At 64.4% G+C, this 23,935-nt stretch carries 18 protein-coding genes; 15 read left to right on the top strand and 3 right to left on the bottom strand.

From position 1 onward, the window contains the following. Positions 1-2,193 (bottom strand): retention module-containing protein (locus IAE40_RS23650; RefSeq protein WP_200603960.1); only part of this gene is annotated, 2,193 nt, incomplete at its 3' end. Between the two features lie 338 nt (positions 2,194-2,531). On the opposite strand from IAE40_RS23650, the gene IAE40_RS23655 reads away from it, so the two are divergent. The 7 genes from IAE40_RS23655 (at position 2,532) to IAE40_RS23685 (ending at position 11,340) form a co-directional block, all read left to right on the top strand. Next, positions 2,532-3,869, top strand: a complete 1,338-nt coding sequence (locus IAE40_RS23655) for a TolC family outer membrane protein (RefSeq protein WP_063541776.1) — start codon at positions 2,532-2,534, stop codon at positions 3,867-3,869. A gap of 45 nt (positions 3,870-3,914) precedes the next feature. Then, complete coding sequence (locus IAE40_RS23660; RefSeq protein WP_065862334.1) at positions 3,915-6,071, top strand: type I secretion system permease/ATPase; 2,157 nt, start codon at positions 3,915-3,917, stop codon at positions 6,069-6,071. After that, the gene (locus tag IAE40_RS23665) at positions 6,061-7,437 is read left to right on the top strand and encodes an HlyD family type I secretion periplasmic adaptor subunit (protein ID WP_065862335.1); all 1,377 of its coding nucleotides are present in this window, start codon (positions 6,061-6,063) and stop codon (positions 7,435-7,437) included. Before IAE40_RS23660 ends, IAE40_RS23665 begins: the two co-directional genes overlap by 11 nt. Positions 7,438-7,652: 215 nt before the next feature. Further along, entirely contained in the window at positions 7,653-8,552 is a 900-nt protein-coding gene (locus IAE40_RS23670; RefSeq protein ID WP_063541772.1) for a TauD/TfdA dioxygenase family protein, read from the top strand. A gap of 18 nt (positions 8,553-8,570) precedes the next feature. Continuing rightward, positions 8,571-9,590, top strand: a complete 1,020-nt coding sequence (locus IAE40_RS23675; RefSeq protein WP_200603961.1) for an ABC transporter substrate-binding protein — start codon at positions 8,571-8,573, stop codon at positions 9,588-9,590. A gap of 6 nt (positions 9,591-9,596) precedes the next feature. Beyond that, complete coding sequence (locus IAE40_RS23680; protein ID WP_054895006.1) at positions 9,597-10,460, top strand: ABC transporter ATP-binding protein; 864 nt, start codon at positions 9,597-9,599, stop codon at positions 10,458-10,460. 16 nt (positions 10,461-10,476) lie between these two features. Then, entirely contained in the window at positions 10,477-11,340 is an 864-nt protein-coding gene (locus IAE40_RS23685; protein WP_054895005.1) for an ABC transporter permease, read from the top strand. Between the two features lie 38 nt (positions 11,341-11,378). On the opposite strand, the gene IAE40_RS23690 is transcribed toward IAE40_RS23685, so the two are convergent. Next, positions 11,379-11,936, bottom strand: coding sequence for a WYL domain-containing protein (locus IAE40_RS23690; RefSeq protein WP_065862337.1), 558 nt, complete (start codon positions 11,934-11,936; stop codon positions 11,379-11,381). Between the two features lie 204 nt (positions 11,937-12,140). On the opposite strand from IAE40_RS23690, the gene IAE40_RS23695 reads away from it, so the two are divergent. From IAE40_RS23695 to gcvP, 8 genes are all read left to right on the top strand, one after another. After that, positions 12,141-12,953 (top strand): tetratricopeptide repeat protein, encoded by an 813-nt coding sequence (locus tag IAE40_RS23695; protein ID WP_200603962.1) that lies wholly within the window; start codon positions 12,141-12,143, stop codon positions 12,951-12,953. Between the two features lie 140 nt (positions 12,954-13,093). Next, positions 13,094-13,537 carry a MarR family winged helix-turn-helix transcriptional regulator gene (locus tag IAE40_RS23700; RefSeq protein WP_063541766.1) on the top strand — a complete coding sequence of 148 codons (444 nt, stop codon included), beginning with the start codon at positions 13,094-13,096 and terminating at the stop codon, positions 13,535-13,537. Continuing rightward, positions 13,534-15,621, top strand: a complete 2,088-nt coding sequence (locus tag IAE40_RS23705) for an FUSC family protein (protein ID WP_200603963.1) — start codon at positions 13,534-13,536, stop codon at positions 15,619-15,621. The genes IAE40_RS23700 and IAE40_RS23705 overlap by 4 nt, the downstream gene beginning before the upstream one ends. Continuing rightward, positions 15,618-15,830: a DUF1656 domain-containing protein gene (locus IAE40_RS23710; RefSeq protein WP_054895000.1), complete on the top strand. Its 213-nt coding sequence runs from the start codon at positions 15,618-15,620 to the stop codon at positions 15,828-15,830. Before IAE40_RS23705 ends, IAE40_RS23710 begins: the two co-directional genes overlap by 4 nt. After that, positions 15,827-16,702, top strand: a complete 876-nt coding sequence (locus tag IAE40_RS23715) for an efflux RND transporter periplasmic adaptor subunit (RefSeq protein ID WP_063541762.1) — start codon at positions 15,827-15,829, stop codon at positions 16,700-16,702. The genes IAE40_RS23710 and IAE40_RS23715 overlap by 4 nt, the downstream gene beginning before the upstream one ends. After that, complete coding sequence (locus IAE40_RS23720; RefSeq protein WP_200603964.1) at positions 16,699-18,117, top strand: efflux transporter outer membrane subunit; 1,419 nt, start codon at positions 16,699-16,701, stop codon at positions 18,115-18,117. Before IAE40_RS23715 ends, IAE40_RS23720 begins: the two co-directional genes overlap by 4 nt. 368 nt (positions 18,118-18,485) lie before the next feature. Then, positions 18,486-20,462, top strand: coding sequence for a methyl-accepting chemotaxis protein (locus IAE40_RS23725; protein WP_200603965.1), 1,977 nt, complete (start codon positions 18,486-18,488; stop codon positions 20,460-20,462). 116 nt (positions 20,463-20,578) lie between these two features. After that, positions 20,579-23,452, top strand: a complete 2,874-nt coding sequence (gene gcvP, locus IAE40_RS23730) for an aminomethyl-transferring glycine dehydrogenase (protein ID WP_197890536.1) — start codon at positions 20,579-20,581, stop codon at positions 23,450-23,452. A 77-nt stretch (positions 23,453-23,529) separates the two neighbouring features. On the opposite strand, the gene IAE40_RS23735 is transcribed toward gcvP, so the two are convergent. Then, entirely contained in the window at positions 23,530-23,844 is a 315-nt protein-coding gene (locus IAE40_RS23735; RefSeq protein WP_054894995.1) for a DUF2388 domain-containing protein, read from the bottom strand. Positions 23,845-23,935 lie beyond the last annotated feature (91 nt).

A 23,935-nucleotide genomic window follows, 5' to 3' on the forward strand; every position in this document is an offset into this window, starting at 1 on the left:
CAAGGTGACAGTCAGCGGACGATCCAGCGGCTGGTTCACTTTGACAGTGAAGCTTGGCTGCTGGTCTTCGGTGACGTTGCCATTGCTGACGATGGTTACAGAGACTTTGTCGCCTTCGTTGCCGGTGCCCGGAGTACCGGTACCCGGCTCGTCAGTCACCGTCGTGGTGACGGTGCCGTCACCCAGCGTCAGTTTCTCGAAGTTATCCGCACCAGTAACACCTTCCAGCTTGTTCACGATCGACGGCTGGCCGCCAACATAAACGTCGTCTGGAGCAGTGATAGTGACCGTACCGGTAGCACTGCCCGCCGGAATGGTGACCTTGGTGCCATCCGAAAGGGTGAAGGTCAGGCCGCCATGGCCCGTAACATCCAGACCCTGACCATTGGTCAGGGTGACGGTGTAGGTGATCTTGCCGCCTTCGGACACGGTGGTCTTGTCGGCAGTGAGGGTCGCGACGACTTCGCTCTCGGTATCGCTGATCTGGACGGTGGCCGAACCGCCAAGCTTCAGATCCTCGAAAGTCTTGCCCGGAATGCTGGCGTCGGTCACGCCCAAGGTCACGGAGCCCGCGTCCTTGAATACGTCGTCACCCTGAGCCGGCAGGCTGTAGGTAGCCTGGGTCTGGCCAGCAGCAATGGTGACCTTGTCGCCATTGCTCAGGGTCACGGTCAGGTCGTGCTCGAGCTTCTGGCTGACTGAAACGGTGAAGGTCGGCTGCTGAGCTTCTGTCACGTTGCCGTTGCTGGCAATGCTGACAGTCACAGTGTCGATGCTGTCGCTGACCACGGTCTGAGCCGGGGTCGGGTTCGGCACCAGGTTCTCGAAGTTGCCGCCGGTGGTGCCGGTAATGGTGGTGCTGACCGTGCTGCCATTGACGAAGACATCGTTGGCCGGGGTCTGGAAGTCGACCGAGCCACTGGTCTTGCCAGCTTCGACGGTGACGGTCTGTCCGTTGGACAGGGTGACGGTGACTGGCGTCTGTGCCGGGTTGGTCAAGGTCACGGTATAGGTGATCACGCCGCCTTCGGTGACGCTTGGCGAAGCCGTCAGGGTGGCGGTGGTGGTGTCGACCGAGTCGTTGATCACGGTCTGCGCCGGGGCCGGGTTCGGCACCAGGTTCTCGAAGTTGCCACCGGTGGCGCCGGTGATGGTGGTGCTGACCGTGCTGCCGTTGTTGTAGACGTCGTTGGGCGGGGTCTGGAAGTCGACCGAGCCGCTGGACTTGCCAGCCTCGACGGTGATTGTCTGGCCGTTGGACAGGGTGACGGTGACCGGCGTCTGTGCCGGGTTGGTCAGGGTCACGGTGTAGGTGATCACGCCGCCTTCGGTGACGCTTGGCGTCGCGGTCAAGGTGGCGGTGGTGGTGTCGATGGTGTCGGTGATCTGGGTCACCGCCGGGGTCGGGTTCGGGGTAATGACCAAGCCGTTGCCGCCGGTGGTGCCGGTAATGGTGGTGGAGATCTGGCCGCCATCGATGTAAGGCGTGTCGTTGGCCGGAATGTTGACGTTGACCGAGCCGCTGGTCTGGCCAGCCTGGATCACGATCACCGCGCCGTTGGACAGGGTGACGGTCAGGTTGCTCTGCGGCGCCTGGCCGACGGTGGCGGTATAGACGATGACGCCACCCGCTTCGCTGATCGAAGGGGTGGCGCTCAGGCTCAGGCCGGTTGGAATGGGATTGTTGTTGGTGGTGGTGTCGTTGTTGCTATCCAGCCCACCGACTTCTTCGTTTGCCAGGCCTGCGGCGAAGCCCAGGGGGCCGGTGGGGAACCCGATGCTCGGGTCGACCACGCCTGCGGTTTCTTCCAGCAGCACGAAGCTGTGACCACCACCGACCGAACCGCCGCCTGCGGCAGCAGGGCCGGCAGCAGGCGCTTCCAGCTCGGTGGTCGGGTCGACACCGGAGGCAATGGCCTGTTGCAGCTCTTCGACCGAGGGCGCGGCCTGCGCGGTGGCCTGGGCCAGGTCGGTGCTGCTGTCGGGCGCATCGGCGCTCCATTGAGTGTCGCGGCCCAGGTCGAGCATGCGACCGTCGGCCAATTCCAGGGTCACGGCGCCGCCCGGGCCGGTAAGGACTTCCTCGCCTGCGAACAGGCGATCGCCTTCGATCAGCACGCGCTTGATGCCTTCCGGGGATACTGCGATGACTTGGCCAACAATGCTTTTGACGATGGCAACGACAGTGCTCATGGAACTCTCCGGGATGTGTCTCAATTGGCTTCCGGCCGGCGTGCGAACCTGCTTCCGCTGGAATGTTACAAAAATGATTTGACGCTTTTATTCGTCAAATTTCTGTCAATAATTTTCGGCTATTAAGTTTATGCCAAAGTATTGACCTTCGTCTCGCCATCCTAAACAATCGGCAAACTAATGTCACATTGATATTTGAGTAAAAACCTCTTCCTTTCGTATTAATTACGTACAGTCTCGCAAGCTCGCCAATCGTTCAGTTCAGGCCGCCATTTTCAGGGGCCAGACCCGCTTCGGCCGTGATTTGGGACAACAGCGCCACTTGGGAATCAGTAAAAATGCGTGCGTCACTTTTCACCGTTCTTCCTCTCGCCCTTGCAGCCTCCATTGCCCAAGCACAAACCCTGCCGCAAGCCATGCAACAGGCCTTGGACGTGCACCCGGAAATCCAGGCCGGGGTCAACGCCCGCACCGCCGCGGACTATCAACTGCGCGCCGCGCAGGGTGGTTACCTGCCGCGCGTCGACATGACCGCCGGCTACGGCCGCGAGGGCAGCGATTCGCCGAGTACGTCGCATCGCTGGGAGACCTTGAACCGGGGTGAGTCAAGTATCCGTCTCCGCCAAATGGTTTTTGACGGTTTTGCCACCTCCAGCGAAGTGGGCCGTCAGCAAGCCACGGTCAACGCTCGTGCCTACTCCCTGATGGGCACCTCCGAGCGCACCGCGCTGACCGTTGCCCAGGTCTATCTCGATGTCCTGTCGCGCCGCGAGATGGTGCGCCTGGCCGAAGACAACCTGCGCAACCACGAACGCATCCTCGACCAGATCAAGCTGCGCACCAGCCGTGGCGTCGGCCGCCTGGCCGACCTCGACCAGGCCGAAGCGCGCCTGGCGCAGGCGCGTAACAACCTGATCACCGAGCAGACCAACCTGGCCGACGCCAACACCAACTACCTGAGCGTGATCGGGCAAATGCCTGACGAACTGAGCGCGCCTGCGCCGTTCATCGACCTGCTGCCGGCCACCCTGGACGAGGCTCGTCACCAGATGGTCGAGAGCAGCCCGATCCTGCGCTCGGCAGAATCCGACATCGCTGCCGCCGAGAAGCAATACGAAGCCGCCAAGTCTAGTTTCTATCCGCGTTTTGATGCAGAGCTCGGACGGACGGCAGACAACAACCTCGACGGTTCGGTCGGCCACAACAATGAGTGGCAGGCCATGCTGCGCATGAACTTCAACCTTTATGCCGGTGGCAGCAACAAGGCCGACCTGGAATCGAAGTCGTATCTGGCCAACCAGGCGCTGGATATTCGCAACAACGCCTTGCGTCAGCTCAATGAGGAGTTAGGCTTGGCATGGAATGCTCTGGACAACGCCAACGCCCAGTTGCCGATCGCCCAGCAGTATGTCGATCACAGCACCCGGGTGCGCAGCGCCTACCAGCAGCAGTTCGGCCTGGGCGAGCGAACCCTGCTCGACCTGCTCGACAGCGAGAATGAAACCTTCACCGCGCAACGTCGTCTGGTAGAAGTGAAGAACACTCAGTTGTTTACTCAGTACCGAATCAAGGCGACCATTGGTCAACTGCTGAAGAGCCAGGGTGTCGTAGCCCCCATGGCGACCGTCGTACAGAACGACCTGAAGCCAAAGGTGAACCTGCCAGGCATGAACTGAAGGCGCACCTGTCCTATCCAACCGCAAGGATGAAGAGAGCGCCGCGTGGAATCTGAAGTCAGTCGAGTACAACTCAACCATGATCCACGCAGTCAGCATGACGATCCGCTACTGGACAGCCTGCTGACCCTGTGTGTCCTGCACCAGAAACCCGCCAGCCGGGCCATGCTCACCACCGGCCTGCCGCTGCCGGCGCAGCGCCTGAGCGTCGAGCTGCTGCCGCGTGCCGCAGCTCGCGCGGGTCTGCAGGGGCGCCTGCTGCAACGCAAGCTCGAGCAGATCCCCAGCATCGCCATGCCGGCGATGCTGCTTCTGAAGGAAGGGCGCAGTGCTGTCCTGCTCGGCTGGGAAAATGAAGACACCGCACGCCTGTTGCTCAGCGAGAGCGACGGCGGGGAAGTGCTGGTCACCCGCGAGGCGCTGCTCAGCGACTACAGCGGCAAGGTGTTCTTCGCTCAGCCGCAGCACAAGTTCGACGTCAACCACGGCAACCTGATCCCGCGCGCGCGCTCCTGGTTCCGCGACACCCTGATGCGCAGCAAATGGCTGTACATCGACGCCATCGCCGCCAGCCTGGTGATCAACCTGATTGCCCTGGCGGCGCCGCTCTTCGTGATGAACGTCTACGACCGCGTGGTGCCCAACCAGGCCACCTCGACGCTGTGGGTGCTGGCAGTGGGCATCGCCGGTGCCTATGTCTTCGACCTCATCCTCAAGGGGCTGCGCAGCCTCTGTCTGGACCTTGCCGGCAAGAAGACCGACCTGATCATTTCCGCGACGCTGTTCGAGCGTATCGTCGGCATGTCGATGAAATACCGCCCCGCGCGGGTCGGCAGCTTTGCGCAGAACATCCACGAGTTCCAGGGGCTGCGCGACTTCCTCGCTTCGCTCACCCTTACCAGCCTGATCGACCTGCCGTTTACCCTGCTGATTCTGACGGTGATCGCCATCATCGGTGGGCACCTGGTATGGATCCCGATATTGGCCTTCCCACTGGCCCTGGGCATCGGCTATGCCCTGCAGAAACCATTGATGGCGACGATGGAGCGCACCATGGCGCTGGCTTCCGAGCGCCAGTCCAGCCTCATCGAGACTCTTGCCGGGCTGGATGCGGTCAAGGTCAACAACGCCGAGAGCGAGCGCCAGTACATGTGGGAGCAGACCCTCGGCACCCTCAGCCGCCTCGAACTGCGGGTCAAGGTACTCTCGGGCCTGGCGATGAACATCACCATGCTGATCCAGCAACTCGCCGGTGTGGCGATGATCTGCGTTGGCGTGTACCTGATCATCGACGGCAACCTCAGCATGGGCGGCCTGGTGGCCTGCTACATGCTCAGTGGTCGCGCGCTTGGCCCGCTGGGCCAGCTCAATGGTCTGCTGGCCCGCTACCAGCAGGCCAAGGTGACCATGGTCGCCACCGACCAGATGATGGAGCTGCCCCAGGAGCGCAATTTCGAAGAGCGTCCGCTGAGTCGCCAGGTGCTGCAGGGTGCGGTCGAGTTCCGCGGCGTCGAGTTCACCTATCCGAACCAGCAGAACCAGGCGCTCAAGGGCATCAACCTGGTCATTCGACCTGGCGAGAAGGTCGGCATCATCGGCCGCAGTGGTTCGGGCAAGAGCTCGCTGGCCAAGTTGATCGTCGGCCTGTATGAAGCCGACGGCGGCTCGCTGCTGGTCGATGGCGTCGATATCCGCCAGATCGACGTCAGCGAGTTGCGCCACAATATCGGCTATGTGCCCCAGGATATCCAGTTGCTGGCCGGGACCCTGCGCGACAACCTGGTCAGCGGCGCCCGCTACATCGAGGATGAGCTGATCCTGCAGGCCGCAGAGCTGGCTGGCGTGCATGAATTCGCCCGTCTTCATCCCGACGGCTATGAGCTGCAGGTTGGCGAGCGCGGCCAGAATCTCTCCGGCGGCCAGCGCCAGAACGTCGCCCTGGCCCGTGCGCTGCTGCTCAATCCGCAGATCCTGCTGCTCGACGAACCCACCAGCGCCATGGACAACACCGGCGAAGAACGCCTCAAGCAGCGCCTGGGTGCGGTGATCGAAGGCAAGACCGTGTTGTTGGTCACGCACCGGGCTTCGTTGCTGTCGCTGGTGGACCGGTTGATCGTCATCGATCGTGGACAGATCGTCGCGGATGGCCCGAAAGCCGCCGTCATGGAAGCGCTGAAGAAGGGGCAGATCAGTGTTGCATAAGCTGGATTTCGGGCGTTTCAAGGACAACCTGCGCCGCTATTTCAAAGGCTCCGAATCGCTGGCAGGCCAGCCGTTGCCAGAGGTCAACAAGGCGCTGATCGAGGATGCGCCGCGCATCGTGCGCCTGACCATATGGGGCGTGATTGCCTTCTTCGTGTTCCTGATCGTATGGGCCAGCGTAGCGCCCATCGATGAAGTGACGCGCGGCGAAGGCAAGGCTATTCCTTCGTCCAAGGTACAGAAGGTGCAGAACCTCGAGGGTGGCATCGTCGCGCAGATCTACGCGAAGGAAGGCGAGATCGTCGAAGTCGGCCAACCGCTGCTGCGTCTGGACGAAACCCGCTTCGCCTCCAACGTCGACGAGACCGAGGCCTCGCGCCTGGCCATGGCCCTGCGCGTGCAGCGCCTGAGCGCCGAGGTCGACGACACACCGCTGCAGATCGATGAAGAACTGCGCAAGGCCGCGCCGAGCCAGGCTGCCAGCGAACAGTCTCTGTACCAGAGCCGACGCCAGCAGTTGCATGACGAGATCAGTGGTCTGGAGCAGCAACTGGTGCAGAAGCAGCAGGAACTGCGCGAGTTCAACTCCAAGCGCGCCCAGTACGCCAACAGCCTGCAGTTGCTGCGCCAGGAAATCGCCATGTCCGAGCCGCTGGTGGCCCAGGGGGCGATCTCGCAGGTCGAGGTGCTGCGCCTGCGTCGCGCCGAAGTCGAGAACCGTGGCCAGATGGACTCTACCGCCCTGGCCATTCCCCGTGCCGAAGCGGCGATCAAGGAAGTGCAGAGCAAGATCGAGGAGACCCGCGGCAAGTTCCGCAGCGAGGCCCTCACCCAGCTCAACGAGGCTCGCACTGAGCTGAACAAGGCCACGGCCACCAGCAAGGCGCTGGATGACCGGGTCAACCGCACCATGGTCACATCGCCCGTGCGCGGTATCGTCAAGCAACTGCTGGTGAACACCATCGGCGGCGTGATCCAGCCGGGCAGCGACATCATCGAGATCGTGCCGCTGGACGATACGCTGGTGGTAGAGGCGAAGATCCTGCCCAAGGATATCGCCTTCCTGCACCCCGGCCAGGAGGCCACGGTGAAATTCACCGCCTACGACTACACCATCTATGGCGGCATGAAGGCGAAGCTCGAGCAGATCGGTGCCGATACCATCACCGATGAAGACAAGAAGACCACCTACTACCTGATCAAGCTGCGCACCGACAGAAGCCACCTGGGTTCTGACGAGAAGCCGCTGCTGATCATCCCCGGCATGGTCGCCACGGTGGATATCCTTACCGGCAAGAAGACCATCATGAGCTACCTGCTCAAGCCGATCATCAAGGCGCGTTCCGAGGCGTTGCGCGAGCGGTGATCCTGTGTGGGAGCGGCGCTCCTGTAAGCCCGCTCCTGTATATGCATATTCGCTAAAGATATTTAAATTTCCATTCTTATGACTTTATAGTCACTCCCACTGCGTACCTGCCGACCAATCGGCGCGCCGCACGACTCGAACCCACACGGGAAATCCCCGTGCGTTTCTGAATCGATGCGCGCCCCTGAAAGTCGCGCACTGCGTGGGAGTGAACAATGTCAGCCGCCTCGAACGCCTTGTCGTCCATCGACAGCGCACAGCCGCAACGCTTCGAAATCCGCCCCTTCTCCGGTGCCGTCGGTGCCGAGATCATTGGGCTGGACCTGTCCCGGCCGGTCAACGCCGAAGATTTCAACCGTATTCATCGCGCCCACCTGGACCATCACGTCCTGGTGTTCCGCGACCAGCGCATCACCCCCGAACAGCAGATCGCCTTCAGCCGCCGTTTCGGCGTACTGCAGATCCATGTGCTCAAGCAGTTCCTGCTGGAAAACCACCCCGAGATTCTGATCGTTTCCAACATCATCGAGGACGGTCGCAACATTGGCCTGGGTGATGCCGGCAAGTTCTGGCATTCGGACCTCTCCTACAAAGAGCTGCCGAGCCTCGGCTCGATGCTGCACGCCCAGGAACTGCCCAGCGAGGGTGGCGACACCCTGTTCGCCGACATGCACAAGGCCTGGGACGCGGTGCCCGATGCGCTGCGCAAGGTGGTCGAGGGACGCAGCGCTGCGCATTCCTATACCGCTCGTTATTCGGAAACCAAGTTCGAGGGCAACTGGCGCCCGACCCTGACCGCCGAGCAACTGGCCCAGGTCAACGAAGTCATCCACCCGGTGGTACGCACTCACCCGGAGAACGGCCGCAAGGCGCTGTTCGTCAGTGAGGGCTTCACCACTCGCATCGTCGGCCTGCCCGATGACGAGAGCCGCGATGTACTGCAGCAGCTCTACGCCCTGAGCGTGCTTGAGCAGAACATCTACCGCCACGCCTGGCAGCCCCACGACATGGTGTTCTGGGACAACCGTTCGCTGATCCACCTGGCTGCCGGCTGCCCCGCGCACCTGCGCCGCAAGCTCTACCGCACCACCATCCAGGGCGATGCCCCGTTCTGACGACTGAGGACCCTCATCATGCGTAAATCCATCAGCCGCCTGGCGGCCAGCATCGGCCTGGGCGCCAGCCTGATCGTAGGCGGCCTCGCGGCGCCGACGGTGGCCCAGGCCGAAGGCAAGATCCGTATCGCCGAGCAGTTCGGCATCGTGTACCTGTTGCTCAACGTCGTTCGTGACCAGCAACTGATCGAGAAGCACGGCAAGGAGCAGGGCATCGACATTCAGGTCGACTGGGCGCAGCTTTCCGGGGGCGCGGCGATCAACGATGCGTTGCTGTCGGGCTCTGTGGACATCGCCGGCGCCGGCGTCGGGCCGTTGCTCACCGTCTGGGATCGCACCTACGGCCGGCAGAACGTCAAGGCCGTGGCCTCGCTGGGCAACTTCCCGTACTACCTGGTCAGCAGCAACCCCAATGTGAAGACCATCGCCGACATTTCCGAGAAGGACCGTATCGCCGTGCCGGCGGTGGGTGTTTCGGTACAGTCGCGCTTCCTGCAATACGCGGCGGCCAAGCAGTGGGGCGACAAGGAGTACAACCGCCTCGACAAGTACACCCTGGCCGTGCCGCATCCAGATGCCACAGCTGCGCTGCTGGCCGGCGGCACCGAACTCAACGGGCATTTCTCCAACCCACCGTTCCAGGACCAGGCGCTGGCCAACAAGAACGTGCACATCGTGCTCAACAGCTACGACCTGCTCGGCCCCAACTCGCCAACCCTGCTGTTCGCCACCGAGAAGTTCCGCAAGGACAACCCCAAGACCTACAAGGCGTTCGTCGATGCGCTCGCCGAAGCCGCCGACTTCGCCCAGAAAGACAAGGCCGCAGCCGCCGATACCTACATCCGCGTGACCAAGGCCAAGATCGATCGCAACGCGTTGATCAAGCTGATCGACAACCCGCAGTACGAGTTCACCATCACGCCGAAGAACACTTACCCACTGGCCGAATTCCTCTACCGGGTCGGCGCCATCAAGCACAAGCCCGAGTCGTGGAAGGACTACTTCTTCCAGGATGAGCGCCCATTGCAAGGGAGCTGATCGACCATGACCGCCCCATTGCCAGGCCACACGGCCAGCAACCTGAGCCGTGTCGACACCCCACCGCTGCTCAAGGTGGACAATCTCAGCCTCGAATACCGCACCGCGCAGCGCGTGGTGCGGGCTACTCACCAGGTCAGCTTCGAAGTCGATCGCGCCGACCGCTTCGTACTGTTGGGCCCGTCCGGGTGCGGCAAGTCGACCTTGCTCAAGGCCGTGGCCGGTTTCATCGAGCCGCGCGAAGGGCAGATCCTGTTGCAGGGCCAGCCGGTCAAGGGCCCAGGTCCTGACCGCATTGTCGTGTTCCAGGAGTTCGACCAGTTGCCGCCATGGAAGACGGTCAAGCAGAACGTCATGTTTCCGCTGCTGGTCTCTGGCCAACTCAAGCGCGCCGAGGCCGAGGCGCGGGCGCTGCACTATCTGGAGAAGGTCGGCCTGGCCGCCTTCGCCGATGCCTACCCGCACACCTTGTCTGGCGGCATGAAGGCGCGTGTGGCGATTGCCCGCGCGCTGGCCACGCAGCCGAAGGTGCTGCTGATGGACGAGCCCTTCGCCGCGCTCGACGCCCTGACCCGGCGCAAGATGCAGGAAGAATTGCTGCTGTTGTGGGAAGAGGTGCGCTTCACGCTGCTGTTCGTCACCCACTCTATCGAGGAGGCGCTGGTGGTGGGCAACCGCATCCTCTTGCTGTCGCCGCATCCGGGACGGGTACGGGCCGAGGTGCACAGCCACCAATACGATCTGGGCAGCCTGGGTGGCAGCGATTTCCAGGCCAGCGCCCGGCGTATCCATCGCCTGCTGTTCGACGAGGCCGGTGAGCCGGAGCAGGCCTCGGACCTGGGCTTCAACGATATCCGCATCGCTTACTGACAGGAGGAGCCTGCGCATGACGACCACACCTGCACGCCAGGAATACGAAGTGCCGCTGCAGCCCCTGCCAGGGCTTTCGCTGGAGCGTGATCTGCCGCTTGCCCAACGTCTGTGGCAACAGGCCTGGTTGCGCAAGACCGTGATTCTTGTGCTGCTCGCCTTGATCTGGGAGGCGGTGGCGCGCTACACCGCCAACGACCTGCTGCTGCCGACCTTTCTGCAAACGGCGGTGGCGTTCTGGGACGGGATGGTCAGTGGCGAGCTGCCGGCGAAAGTCGGGGTCTCGCTGGTGGTGCTGCTCAAGGGCTATGTGCTGGGGATCGTACTGGCCTTCGGTTTGACCAGCCTGGCGGTCTCGACCCAGTTCGGCCGCGACCTGCTGGGTACCCTGACCTCCATGTTCAACCCACTGCCGGCCATCGCACTGTTGCCGCTAGCCCTCTTGTGGTTTGGCCTGGGCGACAACAGTCTGATCTTTGTGCTGGTGCACTCGGTGCTCTGGGCACTGGCGCTCAACACCTACGCGGGTTTTCTCGGCGTGTCCGAGACCCTGCGCATGGCCGGGCGCAACTATGGCCTGCGTGGGTTGCGCCTGGTGCTGCACATCCTGGTGCCGGCGGCATTGCCGTCGATTCTCTCGGGTCTGAAGATCGGCTGGGCCTTCGCCTGGCGCACCCTGATCGCCGCCGAGCTGGTGTTCGGCGCCAGCAGCGGCAAGGGCGGGCTGGGCTGGTACATCTTCCAGAACCGCAACGAGCTGTATACCGACAAGGTGTTTGCCGGGTTGGCGGTGGTGATCCTGATCGGCTTGCTGGTGGAGGGCCTGGTGTTCAATACCCTCGAGCGGTTGACCGTACGGCGTTGGGGGATGCAGAGGTAGTTCCGCGCGCAAGCAGGTTGGGTGCCTGTTCCGCGTTATCAGGTCAGGTATCGGGCGGCCGCATTACTCAGCGTCTTGTGAATCTCATCTCTCAGGGCTTCCGGCTGCTCGACCACCACGGCCTCACCCTGGCCCAATACCCACCAGCGTAACGTCCAGCCGTCTTCTACCGTCGCCCGCAATCGATGGCCATGTTGCAGCGCCGTCAACTGCATGTTCGCGCTCAACGGCACTTCTCGCAGCTGTCGCGCCAGCTGATCGCTGACCCACGCCTGCAGTTCCAGCCCCGTGCCCTGACGGGGCTGCTGCGGGTCGCCACGCAGGTAGTCGAGCAAGTCGAAATTGCCACGCGGCTCGCCCATGGCGCTGGCCGACCAATGCCAGCCGAATGGAATGCTTTTGTCATTGCGCTCCAGCGGGAAGATCAGCGACAGCTCGTTGAGGTCGCGCTCGACCGTACGCTTGCTGACATTGAAGCCGACATCGCGCAGGCGCCAGACCAGTTCGGCGCTGGTGACTCCCGGTGAGCGGCTGGGCAATTGACGCAGCAGCGCCCACTGGCGGCTGAGGGTGGCGCGGGTAGTGGCGAACGGCAAAGGGTAACGTCCTTGTCTAGGCTTGCGGCATTAGCATGGCGGGCACCGCGGCAGATGGCAATTCGCTACTTTGCGCTGAGATCGCGGAACCGCGATTTGGTTGCGTCGAGGTGAATCGTTCGCGACAGGTTTCGTCGTGTCGTCGCGCAGAATCGCCTCATCACAGTCGAGGTCGGAACTGTGGGACGTTCAATGAGGATGAACATGTCTGCTGTCAGCAATATCCATTCGCTGCTCGCCCGTCTCCTGCCTGAGCGCATCGTGCCTGCGCCAGCCATTCCCCGGCGACACCTGCGCCTGTTCGCTGGCGTCGGCATACCCACCCAGTGGGCGGTGCTGGGTGAGCGCTCTGCGCTGGTGAGCCGTCTGGACGAGGCAGTGGATGTGCAGGCGATCTACGCCGACCTACGGCACCAGGCACTGGCGGGCAATGCTGCGGTGCTCAACGACCTTGGCTGGATCTGGCTCAATGGCCGCTACTGGCGCGCCGACACGGCGCTGGCCAGCCATCTGCTGCGCATGGCCGCGCTGCAGGGCAACGCCGCGGCCTGGTTCAACCTGGGGCAACAGCACTATTTCGGCAAGGGTGTGACGGTGTGCTATGCCACCGCCGCGGAGCATTACCGGCATGCTTTCGAACGTGGCCTGTCGCACGCTGCTGCGGCCCTGGGCGACCTGTACGAGGAAGAAGTCTGCGATGCCGATCAGGAATGGGAGATAAACCCGGCCGAGGCATACCAGTGGTTCCTGCGCGGGGCCCAGCGTGGCGAGGCACGTTGCCGGTTCGAGGTGGGCTACCGGCTGTTGCATGGACTGCATGTCGAGTCGGATACGCGGGCGGCGCTGTACTGGCTGGAGCTTGCGGCGGGGGCGGGGGTGATGCAGGCGGCCGAGGAGCTGGCGGTGCATTTCAGTCGCAGCGATGAAGGACGCTACCTGGAGTGGCGCGACCAGGCGATCGCGCTGGGCAGCACCCTGGCCTTGACCATGAAGCTGGAGGACCAGGTTCAGCCTTGAGGTCGGTGGGGTGGTGGTAAGGCCTTCGCGGGCAAGCCAGCTCCCACGAACATACTGTTCATCGCCCCCGGTTGACGAAGGGGGGAGGGCTGGGCGTATATTGATAGTTAGCAAACTATGAATATCCTCGGTTCTTCCACATGACACTCGACGCACTGCACCTGAAAGTCAGCAGCGGCATGGTCGTTGCCGGTCGCCACTGGCGGCGCATCTGCCATGCGGCGCTGACCGGCTATGGCATCTCCGAAGCCTGTGCGGTGCCGTTGCTGATGATCGTGCGCCTGGGCGATGGTGTGCACCAGGTGGCCGTGGCCCAGGCCGCCGGCCTGGAAAGCCCGTCGCTGGTGCGTCTGCTCGACCAACTGTGCAAGGCCGGGCTGGTGTGCCGCACCGAGGATCCGCTCGACCGACGTGCCAAGGCGCTGAGCCTGACCGCCGAAGGCCGCACCCTGGCCGAATCCATCGAGCGCGAGCTGGTACGTCTGCGCCGCGAGGTGCTGCACGGTATCTCGGCCGCCGACCTGGAAGCCACCCTGCGGGTCATCCACGCCTTCGAAGTCGCTGCACAGGGGGCGCCGGTGTGAACGGCTTCTTCAGTTCGGTACCGCCGGCGCGCGACTGGTTCTATGGCGTGCGTACCTTCGCCGCGTCGATGATTGCCCTGTACATCGCCTTGCTGATGCAACTGCCGCGCCCCTACTGGGCGATGGCCACGGTCTACATCGTGTCCAGCCCCTTCGTCGGCCCCACCAGTTCCAAGGCCTTGTACCGCGCAGTCGGCACGCTGCTCGGTGCTGGCGGCGCGGTGCTGCTGGTGCCACCGCTGGTGCAGTCACCGTTGTTGCTGAGCATCGCCATCGCCCTGTGGACCGGCACCTTGCTGTTCCTCTCGCTGAACCTGCGCACGGCCAACAATTACATGCTGATGCTGGCCGGCTACACCTTGCCGATGATCGCCCTGGCCGTGGTCGACAACCCGCTCGCGGTGTTCGATGTCGCCTCGTCGCGGGCGCAGGAAATCTGCCTTGGCATCGTCTGCGCCGCGGTGGTGGGTGCGATCTTCTGGCCGCGTCGCCTGGCGCCGGTGGTGGTGGGCGCCACGGGCACCTGGTTTGGCGAGGCGATCCGCTACAGCGATCTGTACCTGAGCCGAGACACTGGCGCCGGAAAGGTCGCGGGCCTGCGCGGCTCGATGGTTGCCACTTTCAACAGCCTGGAGCTGATGATCGGCCAGCTCGGCCACGAAGGCGCCGGCCCGCACACCGTGAAGAACGCCCGGGAACTGCGCGGCCGCATGATCCACCTGCTGCCGGTGATCGATGCCCTTGATGATGCGCTGGTCGCCCTCGAAGGTCGCGCGCCGGAGCAGTTCGCACAGGTCCAGCCGCTGCTGGCATCGGCCCGAGAGTGGCTCAAAGGCACCGCCGACAGCGCTTCGGTCGCGCGCTGGACCGCGCTGCACGAGCAGATCGCCCGCGTGCAACCGCACGCCGATGCGCTCGATCAGCGCCATGCCCTACTGCTGTCCAACGCCCTCTACCGCCTCAGCGAATGGCTCGATCTCTGGCAGGACTGCTGCACCCTGCAGCATGCCCTGCGCCTGGACGACACCAAGCCCTGGCGGGCGGTCTACCGTCATTGGCGGCTGGGCCGCCTGACGCCATTCTTCGATCGCGGCCTGATGCTGTATTCGGTGTTCTCCACCGTCACCGCGATCATCGTCGCCTGTGGCCTGTGGATCGGCCTGGGGTGGAACGACGGCGCCAGTGCCGTGATCCTCGCCGCCGTGGCCTGCAGCTTCTTTGCGGCGATGGATGATCCGGCGCCGCAGATCTACCGCTTTTTCTTCTGGACGCTGATGTCGGTGATCTTCTCCAGCGTCTACCTGTTCCTGGTGCTGCCGAACCTGCACGACTTCCCGATGCTGGTGCTGGCATTCGCCGTACCCTTCATCGTGGTCGGCACCCTCACCGTGCAGCCGCGTTTCTACCTCGGCACCCTGCTGACCATCGTCAACACCTCGACCTTCATCAGCATCCAGGGCGCCTACGACGCCGACTTCTTCACCTTCCTCAATGCCAACCTGGCAGGCCCGGTCGGGCTGCTGTTTGCCTTCATCTGGACCCTGGTGGTGCGCCCGTTCGGTGTGGAGCTGGCCGCCAAGCGCATGACCCGCTTCACCTGGCGCGACATCGTCGAGATGACCGAGCCTGCGAGCTTGGCTGAACAGCGCAAGGTCGGTGTGCAGATGCTCGACCGCCTGATGCAGCATCTGCCGCGCCTGTCGCAGACCGGCCAGGACAGCGGCGTTGCCCTGCGCGACCTGCGTGTGGGCCTGAACCTGCTCGACCTGCTGGCCTACATGCCGCGTGTCGGCCAGCAGGCCCGCCAGCGCTTGCAGACGGTCATCGAGGAAGTCGGCGGTCACTACTCGAGCTGCCTGCGCGCCGGCGAGCGCCTGCACGCACCTGCAGCGCTGCTGCGCAACATGGAGCGGGCACGCCTGGCGTTGGCACTGGACGAGCTGAACGAGCGCGGCGAGCCCCGCGTTCACCTGCTGCATGCCCTGGCCGGCTTGCGTCTGGCGCTGTTGCCGGGCGTCGAGGTGATGCTCGAGCCGGTCGAACAACCGCAACTGCCACCTGGAATCGACGGAGCGCCGCTGTGATCGGTGAACTGGATATCAGCGGGGTGTTCCTGCCCACGCTGCTGGTGATGATGTTTGCCACCTACCTGCTGTTCCTGGGCGTGCACGCTGTGCTGGTGCGCCTGCATTTCTACCGCCTGGTCTGGCACCGGGCGTTGTTCAACGTTGCTCTCTACGCCGTACTGCTGGGTGCGGTGGATCACTTTTGCCGAAGCCTGATGCTGCCATGAAAAAACCGTTGTTGACCTTGGGCCGTGTGGTCCTGACATTGCTGGTGGTGACCTTCGCGGCCGTGCTGGTCTGGCAGATGGTCGTGTATTACATGTTCGCGCCCTGGACCCGCGACGGCCATATCCGCGCCGACGTGATCCAGATCGCCCCGGATGTGTCCGGGCTGATCCAGAAGGTCGAGGTGCGCGACAACCAGGTGGTCAAGCGTGGTGACGTGCTGTTCACCATCGATCAGGACCGCTTTGGCCTAGCCTTGCGCCAGGCCCGGGCGACCCTGGCCGAGCGCGAGGAAACCCTGGCCCAGGCCGCCCGCGAAACCCGGCGCAATCGCAAGCTGGGCAACCTGGTGGCGGCCGAGCAGCTCGAAGAGAGCCAGTCGCGCGAGGCTCGTGCCCGCTCGGCGGTGAGCGAGGCGCAGGTGGCGGTCGATACCGCGCAGCTCAACCTCGACCGTTCGGTGGTGCGCAGCCCGGTGGACGGCTACCTCAACGACCGCGCACCGCGGGCCCATGAGTTCGTCACTGCGGGCCGACCGGTGCTGTCGGTGGTCGACAGCGCCTCGTACCATGTCGATGGCTACTTCGAGGAAACCAAGCTCAGTGGCATCCATGTCGGCGATGCCGTGGACATCCGCGTGATGGGCGATGACACACGCCTGCGCGGCCATGTCGAAAGCCTGTCGGCAGGGATCGAGGACCGTGACCGCGTCAGTGGCGCCAACCTGCTGCCCAACGTCAACCCGGCGTTCAGCTGGGTGCGCCTGGCCCAGCGGATCCCGGTGCGTATCGCCTTCGATGAGGTGCCGGCAGATTTCCGCATGATCGCCGGGCGTACTGCCACGGTGTCGATCATCGAGGGCCAGCGGCCATGAAACGCCTGATGCTTGCAGGGATGGCGCTGTCGCTGGGGGCCTGCGCCATGGTCGGTCCCGATTACCAGGTACCCGAGGATGCCGCGGTGCAGCGCAGCGACCTGAACGGCCCGTTGCGCCAGGATGCCGCGAGCGTGGTGTCGGCGCCGGTGCCGGATGACTGGTGGCAGTTGTACCAGGACCCGCGCCTGAATGCGCTGGTGCGCCAGGCGTTGAGCGCCAACACCGAGCTGCGCGTGGCGGCGGCGAACATCGCCAAGGCTCGCGCACAGGTCGAGGTCGCCGAGTCGCAGGGGGGCTTCAGCGGCGGCGCGAAGGCCGGCGCCCAGCGCCTGCAGGAGTCTGGCGAAGCTTTCCTGCTGCCGGAAAAAGTCCCGGTGGCCAACATCGGCGAGGCGATTCTCAGCGCCTCGTACCAGTTCGACCTGTGGGGTACCTTCAAGCGCGGCACCGAAGCTGCCAAGGCCAATGCCGACGCGGTGCAGGCCGCCGCCGACACTGCGCGCATCACCCTGGTGGCCGATGTGGTCAAGGCCTACACCCAGGTGTGCTCGGCCAATGAGGAGTACCACATCGCCCGCGAATCGCTCGACCTGCAGCAGCAAAGCGTGCAGTTGAACCAGCGCTTGCGCGATGCTGGCCGTGGCGACGAGACCCTCGTTACCCGCTCGCAAACCCAGTTCAAGTCGTTGCGTGCCGAGTTGCCGCGCTTCAAGGCCGAGCGCGAGGCCGGGCTCTATACCCTCGCCGCATTGCTGGCCAAACCGGTCGACCAGTTGCCGCCGGGCACCGCCGAGTGCGCCGAGCTGCCGCATCTGGCCCAACTGATTCCGGTGGGCGATGGCGCGGCGCTGCTCAAGCGCCGTCCCGACGTGCGTCAGGCCGAGCGCCAACTGGCGGCTGCCACTGCGACCATTGGCGTGGCCACCGGCGCCCTGTATCCGAACATCAGCATTGGCGCCCAGGTCGGCACCATCGGCATTCTTGAAAACCTCGGCGAGCCTTCGACCAACCGCTGGGGCTTTGGCCCGCAGATCAGCTGGGCCATCCCCACCAACGGCACCCGTGCCCGGATTCGCGAAGCCGAAGCCTCGACCCAGGCCGCGCTGGCGCATTTCGATGGCGTGGTGCTCAACGCCATCCGCGAAACCCAGACCCGCCTGGCGCAGTACAGCGCCTTGCTGGACCGTCGCGATGCACTGGCCGATGCCGAGCGCTCGGCGCAGGAAGCGGCCGAACAGACCCATCGCCGCTATGAGGCCGGGCGCGAGTCGTTCCTCGCCGACCTGCAGGCGACCCGCGCCTATACCGACGTGCGTGCGCAACTGGCGGCGGCCAATACCCAGGTGGCGATGGGGCAGATCGGTGTGTTCCTGGCCTTGGGTGGCGGCTGGAAGGCGACAGCGGTGCAGTGAGTGGCACCGCGTCGTGGTATTCGTGGGCCTGTAGGAGCGGCGGTTCGGCGCCCCGACTTGTCCCGCGAACACGGGCGTAGCCCGTGCCAGGCAGCGCGGTGTCTTTTTCGCGGGTAAATGGGAGCGCCGAACCGCCGCTCCCACAAGGTCTGCGCTATCTCTGGAGCGGGCTTGCCCGCGAAGCAGACGGCACGATCACATCGCGTGGAAAACGTTTGCGTATTTCCCGGTCCGACACTCAAGTATTCCTCCGCGACGCCGATCTACTAGCACCAGCGTCCCGGAAGAGGGCGCGATTTCCCGTTCAATAATAAAGCGGGTGGTCAGCGTGATCAGGATGATCCCGGCCTCTTGCCAGGAGCTTCGCCATGTCTCGACCCCGTGCCCGGATTGCCTCGCAACTCGGCGTCGCCCTCGCCATCGTGCTGGCGCTGGTGATCACCGGCAGTACCCTGTTCGCCCTGCGCTCGCTGGACGACGCCAACCTCGCCACCCGCCAGCAACACCTGGCCAGTGAAGCGCGGCTGCTGGCCGACCAGCTCGACACCTTCCACGGCTCGCTCAAGGACAACACCCAGCGCCTGAGTGGCCTGTTCGAGCGCCGCTTCGCCTCGGGCCTGTCGCTGCATGCCGGCGAGACCGTGCAGGTGGCCGGCCAGGCCACGCCTGCCCTGTACCTGGGCGATCAGCTGATGAACAACGACTTTCGGGTAGTCGATGAATTCCAGCAGATGACCGCCGGCATCGCGACGCTGTTCGTGCGCAGCGGCGACGACTTCGTGCGCATCACCACCAACCTCAAGAAACAGGACGGGAGCCGGGCCATTGGCACCCAGCTGGACCGCCAGCACCCGGCCTACAGCAAGCTGCTCGCCGGGCAGATGTATGTGGGGCGTGCGGTGCTGTTCGACCGTAACTACATGACCCGTTACGTGCCGGTTAGCGATGCCAGCGGCCGGGTGATCGCCGTGTTGTTCGTCGGTTTCGACTACACCGATGCGCAGAACGCGCAGTTCGCCAATCTCAAGCGCTTCCGCATCGGCCAGACCGGCTCGCTGGCGCTGCTCGACAACCAGGGCCAGTGGCTGGTGCCGCCTGCCGGCGTGGCCGATGCGCAGGCTGCGGTTGCCGCTGTGGCTGGCCTGGGCGACAAAGGCCGCTTCTGGACCAACGGCCAGCAGCAACTGTTCAGCGTGGTCGAGCCCTTTGCCGAGGGGCCGTGGACCGTTGTGGCGAGCATGCCCGAGGCGGAAATTCGCGACGTGACCTGGAGTGTCGGCCTACGCCTGGCGATCGGCAGCCTGCTGGCGATGGTCCTGGCGGTGCTCGCCACGCTCTGGCTGCTGCGGCGCAAGCTTCGCCCACTGGACGACCTGGTGCGCCAGGCCGAAGCCCTGGGCGCGGGTGACCTCAGTGCACGCCTGGCGGTGACCAGCGAAGACGAGATCGGCCAGTTGGCGCGCAGCTTCAACCAGATGGGGGATGCCCTGGCGACCATGGTCGAGCACATTCGCAGTGCTTCCGAGCAGGTCAGCGCGCGCTCGCGCTCCCTGGCCGGGCTTTCGTCCGGTGCCTGCGAGGGCATGGAGCAGCAGTCAGGCGAGATCACCAGCATGGCTGGCGCCGTCGAGGAGTTCAGCGCCACCTCGATGAACATCGCCGAGAACATGGCCGGCACCGAGCGCATGGCCCAGGACAATACCCAGCAGACGCGCATCGGCCGCAGCGCCATGGACCAGGCCTCCGTCTCGCTCAAGCAGATCGCCGAGGCGCTGGGTGGCACCGCCACAGTGATGGACAGCCTGGGCGCGCGTTCCCAGGAAATCGGCGGCATCGTCGGGGTCATCACCGCGATTGCCGAGCAGACCAACCTGCTGGCGCTCAACGCCGCCATCGAGGCGGCCCGCGCTGGCGAGCAGGGCCGTGGTTTCGCCGTGGTTGCCGACGAAGTACGTGGCCTGGCCGCGAGAACCCGCCAGGCCACCGATGAAATTTCCGGAATGATCGCCAGTATCCAGCAGCAGACCGGGCATGCGATCAGCACCCTGGAGCAGGGCAATCGCCTGATGCAGGAAGGCCTGGAACGCAACGAAAAGGTCGCCGAGGCACTGGCGCGCATCGACGAGCAGAGCCGCGCGGCGGGCGAACAGTTCACCGCCATCAGCACTGCGACCCAGGAGCAGAGCAGCACCGCGAACCTGCTCAGCCGTAACCTGCAGAGCATCGCCCAGGCCAACAGCGAGCAGCACGACGTGGCCAATGAGCTGGCGGCCACGGCCAAGGAGCTCGAGGGCCTGGCCGGGCAGTTGCGCCAGGAAGTGGATCGCTTCCGGGTAGGTGGTTGATCTGATCTGACCAGGGCTGCAATGCAGCCCTGTACGCAAGTTTTTCCGCACTGTCGTCGATCCCTTCCTAGACTTGTAAGTCTCCACGAGAACTGGTCCAGGAAGAGAAGATCGCCATGTCCCAGTCGCCATCCCTGTTGCAACTGCAAGTGCCCAACCCTTTTCTGCAGCGTCATCTGGGCCCGGATGCCCGCGAACAGAGCGCCATGCTCGCGGCGCTGGGGGTTGCCAGTCGCGATGCCCTGATCGAGCAGACCGTCCCGCCAGGTATCCGTTTCGGTCGCCCGCTTGACCTGCCCCCGGCCCTCGACGAGCAGGCAGCCCTGGCCAGGCTGGCCGGATACGCCGGGCAGAACCAGGTGTGGACCAGCCTGATCGGCATGGGCTATCACGGTACCGTCACGCCAACCGTCATCCTGCGCAACGTGCTGGAAAACCCCGGCTGGTACACCGCCTACACACCGTATCAGCCGGAGATTGCCCAAGGCCGCCTCGAGGCGCTGCTCAATTTCCAGCAGATGATCATCGACCTCAGCGGCCTGCCGCTGGCCAACGCCTCGCTGCTCGATGAGGCGACGGCCGCCGCCGAGGCCATGGCCCTGGCCAAGCGGGTCGCACGCAGCAAGAGCAATGCGTTCTTCGCCGACGAGCACTGCCACCCCCAGACGCTCTCGGTCTTGCGAACCCGTGCCGAAGGTTTCGGCTTCGAGCTGATCGTCGATTCGCTGGAGAACCTGGGCAAGCATCAGGTATTCGGTGCGCTGCTGCAGTACCCCGACACCCATGGCGAGGTTCGCGACCTGCGGCCCTTGATCGAGCAGTTGCATGGCCAGCAGGCGCTGGCCTGCGTTGCCGCCGACCTGTTGAGCCTGGTAGTGCTGACGCCGCCCGGCGAAACCGGGGCCGACGTGGTGCTCGGCTCGAGCCAGCGCTTCGGTGTGCCGATGGGCTATGGCGGGCCTCATGCGGCGTATTTCGCCTGCCGTGACGACTACAAGCGGGCGATGCCCGGACGCATCATCGGCGTGTCCCGTGATGCCCGCGGCAACACCGCCCTGCGCATGGCCCTGCAGACCCGCGAGCAACACATCCGCCGCGAGAAGGCCAACTCCAACATCTGTACCGCCCAGGTACTGCTGGCCAATATCGCCGGTTTCTACGCCGTCTACCATGGCCCCGAAGGCCTGCGGCGCATTGCCCAGCGTGTGCAGCGCCTGACCCAGATCCTGGCGGCCGGGCTGCAGTCCAAGGGCATCAAGCGCCTCAATCAGCACTTCTTCGACACCCTCACCCTCGACGTTGGCGGCACCCAGGCCGCGATCATCGAAAGTGCCGAAGAAGCACGCATCAACCTGCGCATTCTAGGGCGCGGGCATCTGGGCGTGAGTCTGGACGAGACCTGTGACGAAGCGACGGTGCTCAAACTGTTCGACATCTTCCTCGGGGTCGACCACGGGCTGGATGTTGCGACCCTCGACCAGCAGCCCCTGCCCCCGGCAGTGCCGGACACTCTGGTGCGCAGCACGCCGCTGCTCGAACACCCGGTGTTCAACCTGCACCACAGCGAAACCGAGATGCTGCGTTACCTCAAGCAGCTGGAGAACAAGGACCTGGCGCTGAACCAGTCGATGATCCCGCTGGGCTCGTGCACCATGAAACTCAACGCCACCAGCGAGATGATTCCCATCACCTGGCCTGGCTTTGCCCTGCTGCATCCCTTCGCACCGGCTGCACAGGTGCAGGGCTACAAGGCGATGATCGACGAGTTGGAGGGCTGGCTGTGCGCGATCACCGGTTTCGATGCGATCTGCATGCAGCCCAACTCCGGCGCCCAGGGTGAATATGCCGGGCTGATGGCCATCACCCGCTATCACCGCAGCCGCCATCAACCGCAGCGTACCCTGTGCCTGATTCCGTCGTCGGCCCATGGCACCAACCCGGCCTCGGCGCAGATGGCGGGCATGGAGGTGGTGATCGTCGACTGCGACGAGGCGGGCAACGTCGACCTCGATGACCTCAAGGCCAAGGCGCGCCAAGCCGGGGATCGATTGTCGTGCCTGATGATCACCTACCCCTCGACCCATGGGGTGTACGAGGAGGGCATTCGCGAAATCTGCGAGGTGGTCCATCAACAGGGCGGGCAGGTGTACATGGACGGCGCCAACCTCAACGCCCAGGTGGGCCTGGCGCGTCCGGCGGATATCGGCGCCGACGTCTCGCACATGAACCTGCACAAGACCTTCTGCATCCCCCATGGCGGTGGTGGGCCGGGCATGGGGCCGATCGGGGTGCGCGCACACCTGAAGCCCTTCGTCGCCAGCCATCCGGTGGTGCCGGTACCGGGCCTGGACCCGAACAACAGCGCCGTCAGCGCAGCGCCCTGGGGCAGTGCCAGTATCTTGCCGATCAGCTGGATGTACATCGCCCTGATGGGGCCACAGCTGGCCGATGCCAGCGAGGTGGCGATCCTCAGCGCCAACTACCTGGCCAACCGCCTGGCGGGGGCCTTTCCGGTGCTCTATCGCGGGCGTAACCAGCGCGTGGCCCATGAATGCATCCTCGACCTGCGTCCGCTCAAGGCGCAGACCGGGATCACCGAGGAGGACGTGGCGAAGCGCCTGATGGACTATGGCTTCCACGCGCCGACCATGTCGTTCCCGGTGCCGGGCACGCTGATGGTCGAGCCGACCGAGAGTGAGTCGAAGGCGGAACTGGATCGCTTTGTCGAGGCGATGCTGGCGATCCGAGACGAGATTGCCCAGGTGCAGGAGGGGAATTGGCCAGCGGAGGACAATCCGCTCAAGCATGCGCCGCACACGCTGGCCGATGTGCTGGCACCCTGGAATCGGCCATATAGCCTGGAGCAGGCGGTCGCGCCCAGTGCGCATGTGCGCTTGCACAAGTACTGGCCGGCGGTGAATCGGGTGGACAACGTGTACGGCGATCGCAATCTGTTCTGTGCTTGCGTGCCGGTGGACGCGTATCGCTGAATCCGGGCCGGCTGTGGAGGCGGTGCTGCGCGGGTCTGCTCGCGCAGCCCGCTCCCGCAGCGGGCGTCGAATGCAGGTTACTGAGCGGTGAGGTTACGGGCCAGGATCGCGTTGGCCAGTTCCATGTCGCTGGCCTGGACGCCAGGGTTGTCGGCACGCACCTGACGCATCGCCGCTTCCAGGTACGGGCCGCGGATCGAACCTTCGCTTGCCACGAAGCTGCCGGCATCGTCCTGGGCGGCCGCGACCAGTTTGTGGTCCTTGAACGTCAGGTAGGTCGAACCGGTGGTCGCACCGGACGAAATGACGTTGCGCCAGAAGCCGTCGGCCATGGCGGAGCCGATCGGCAGGGACAGCAGGGCAGCAGCCGCAATGGCGGTTTTGAAACGCATGTGAATTACCTCGAACGATGAGGGCGGGGGATGCGAGTTTGGATCGCCGCGCGGGCCGCAAGTTCCTTTGCACGCTGCGTATGCCGGGCGC

Source organism: Pseudomonas sp. S44 (genome assembly GCF_016624805.1).
Taxonomy (GTDB): Bacteria; Pseudomonadota; Gammaproteobacteria; order Pseudomonadales; family Pseudomonadaceae; genus Aquipseudomonas; species Aquipseudomonas machongensis.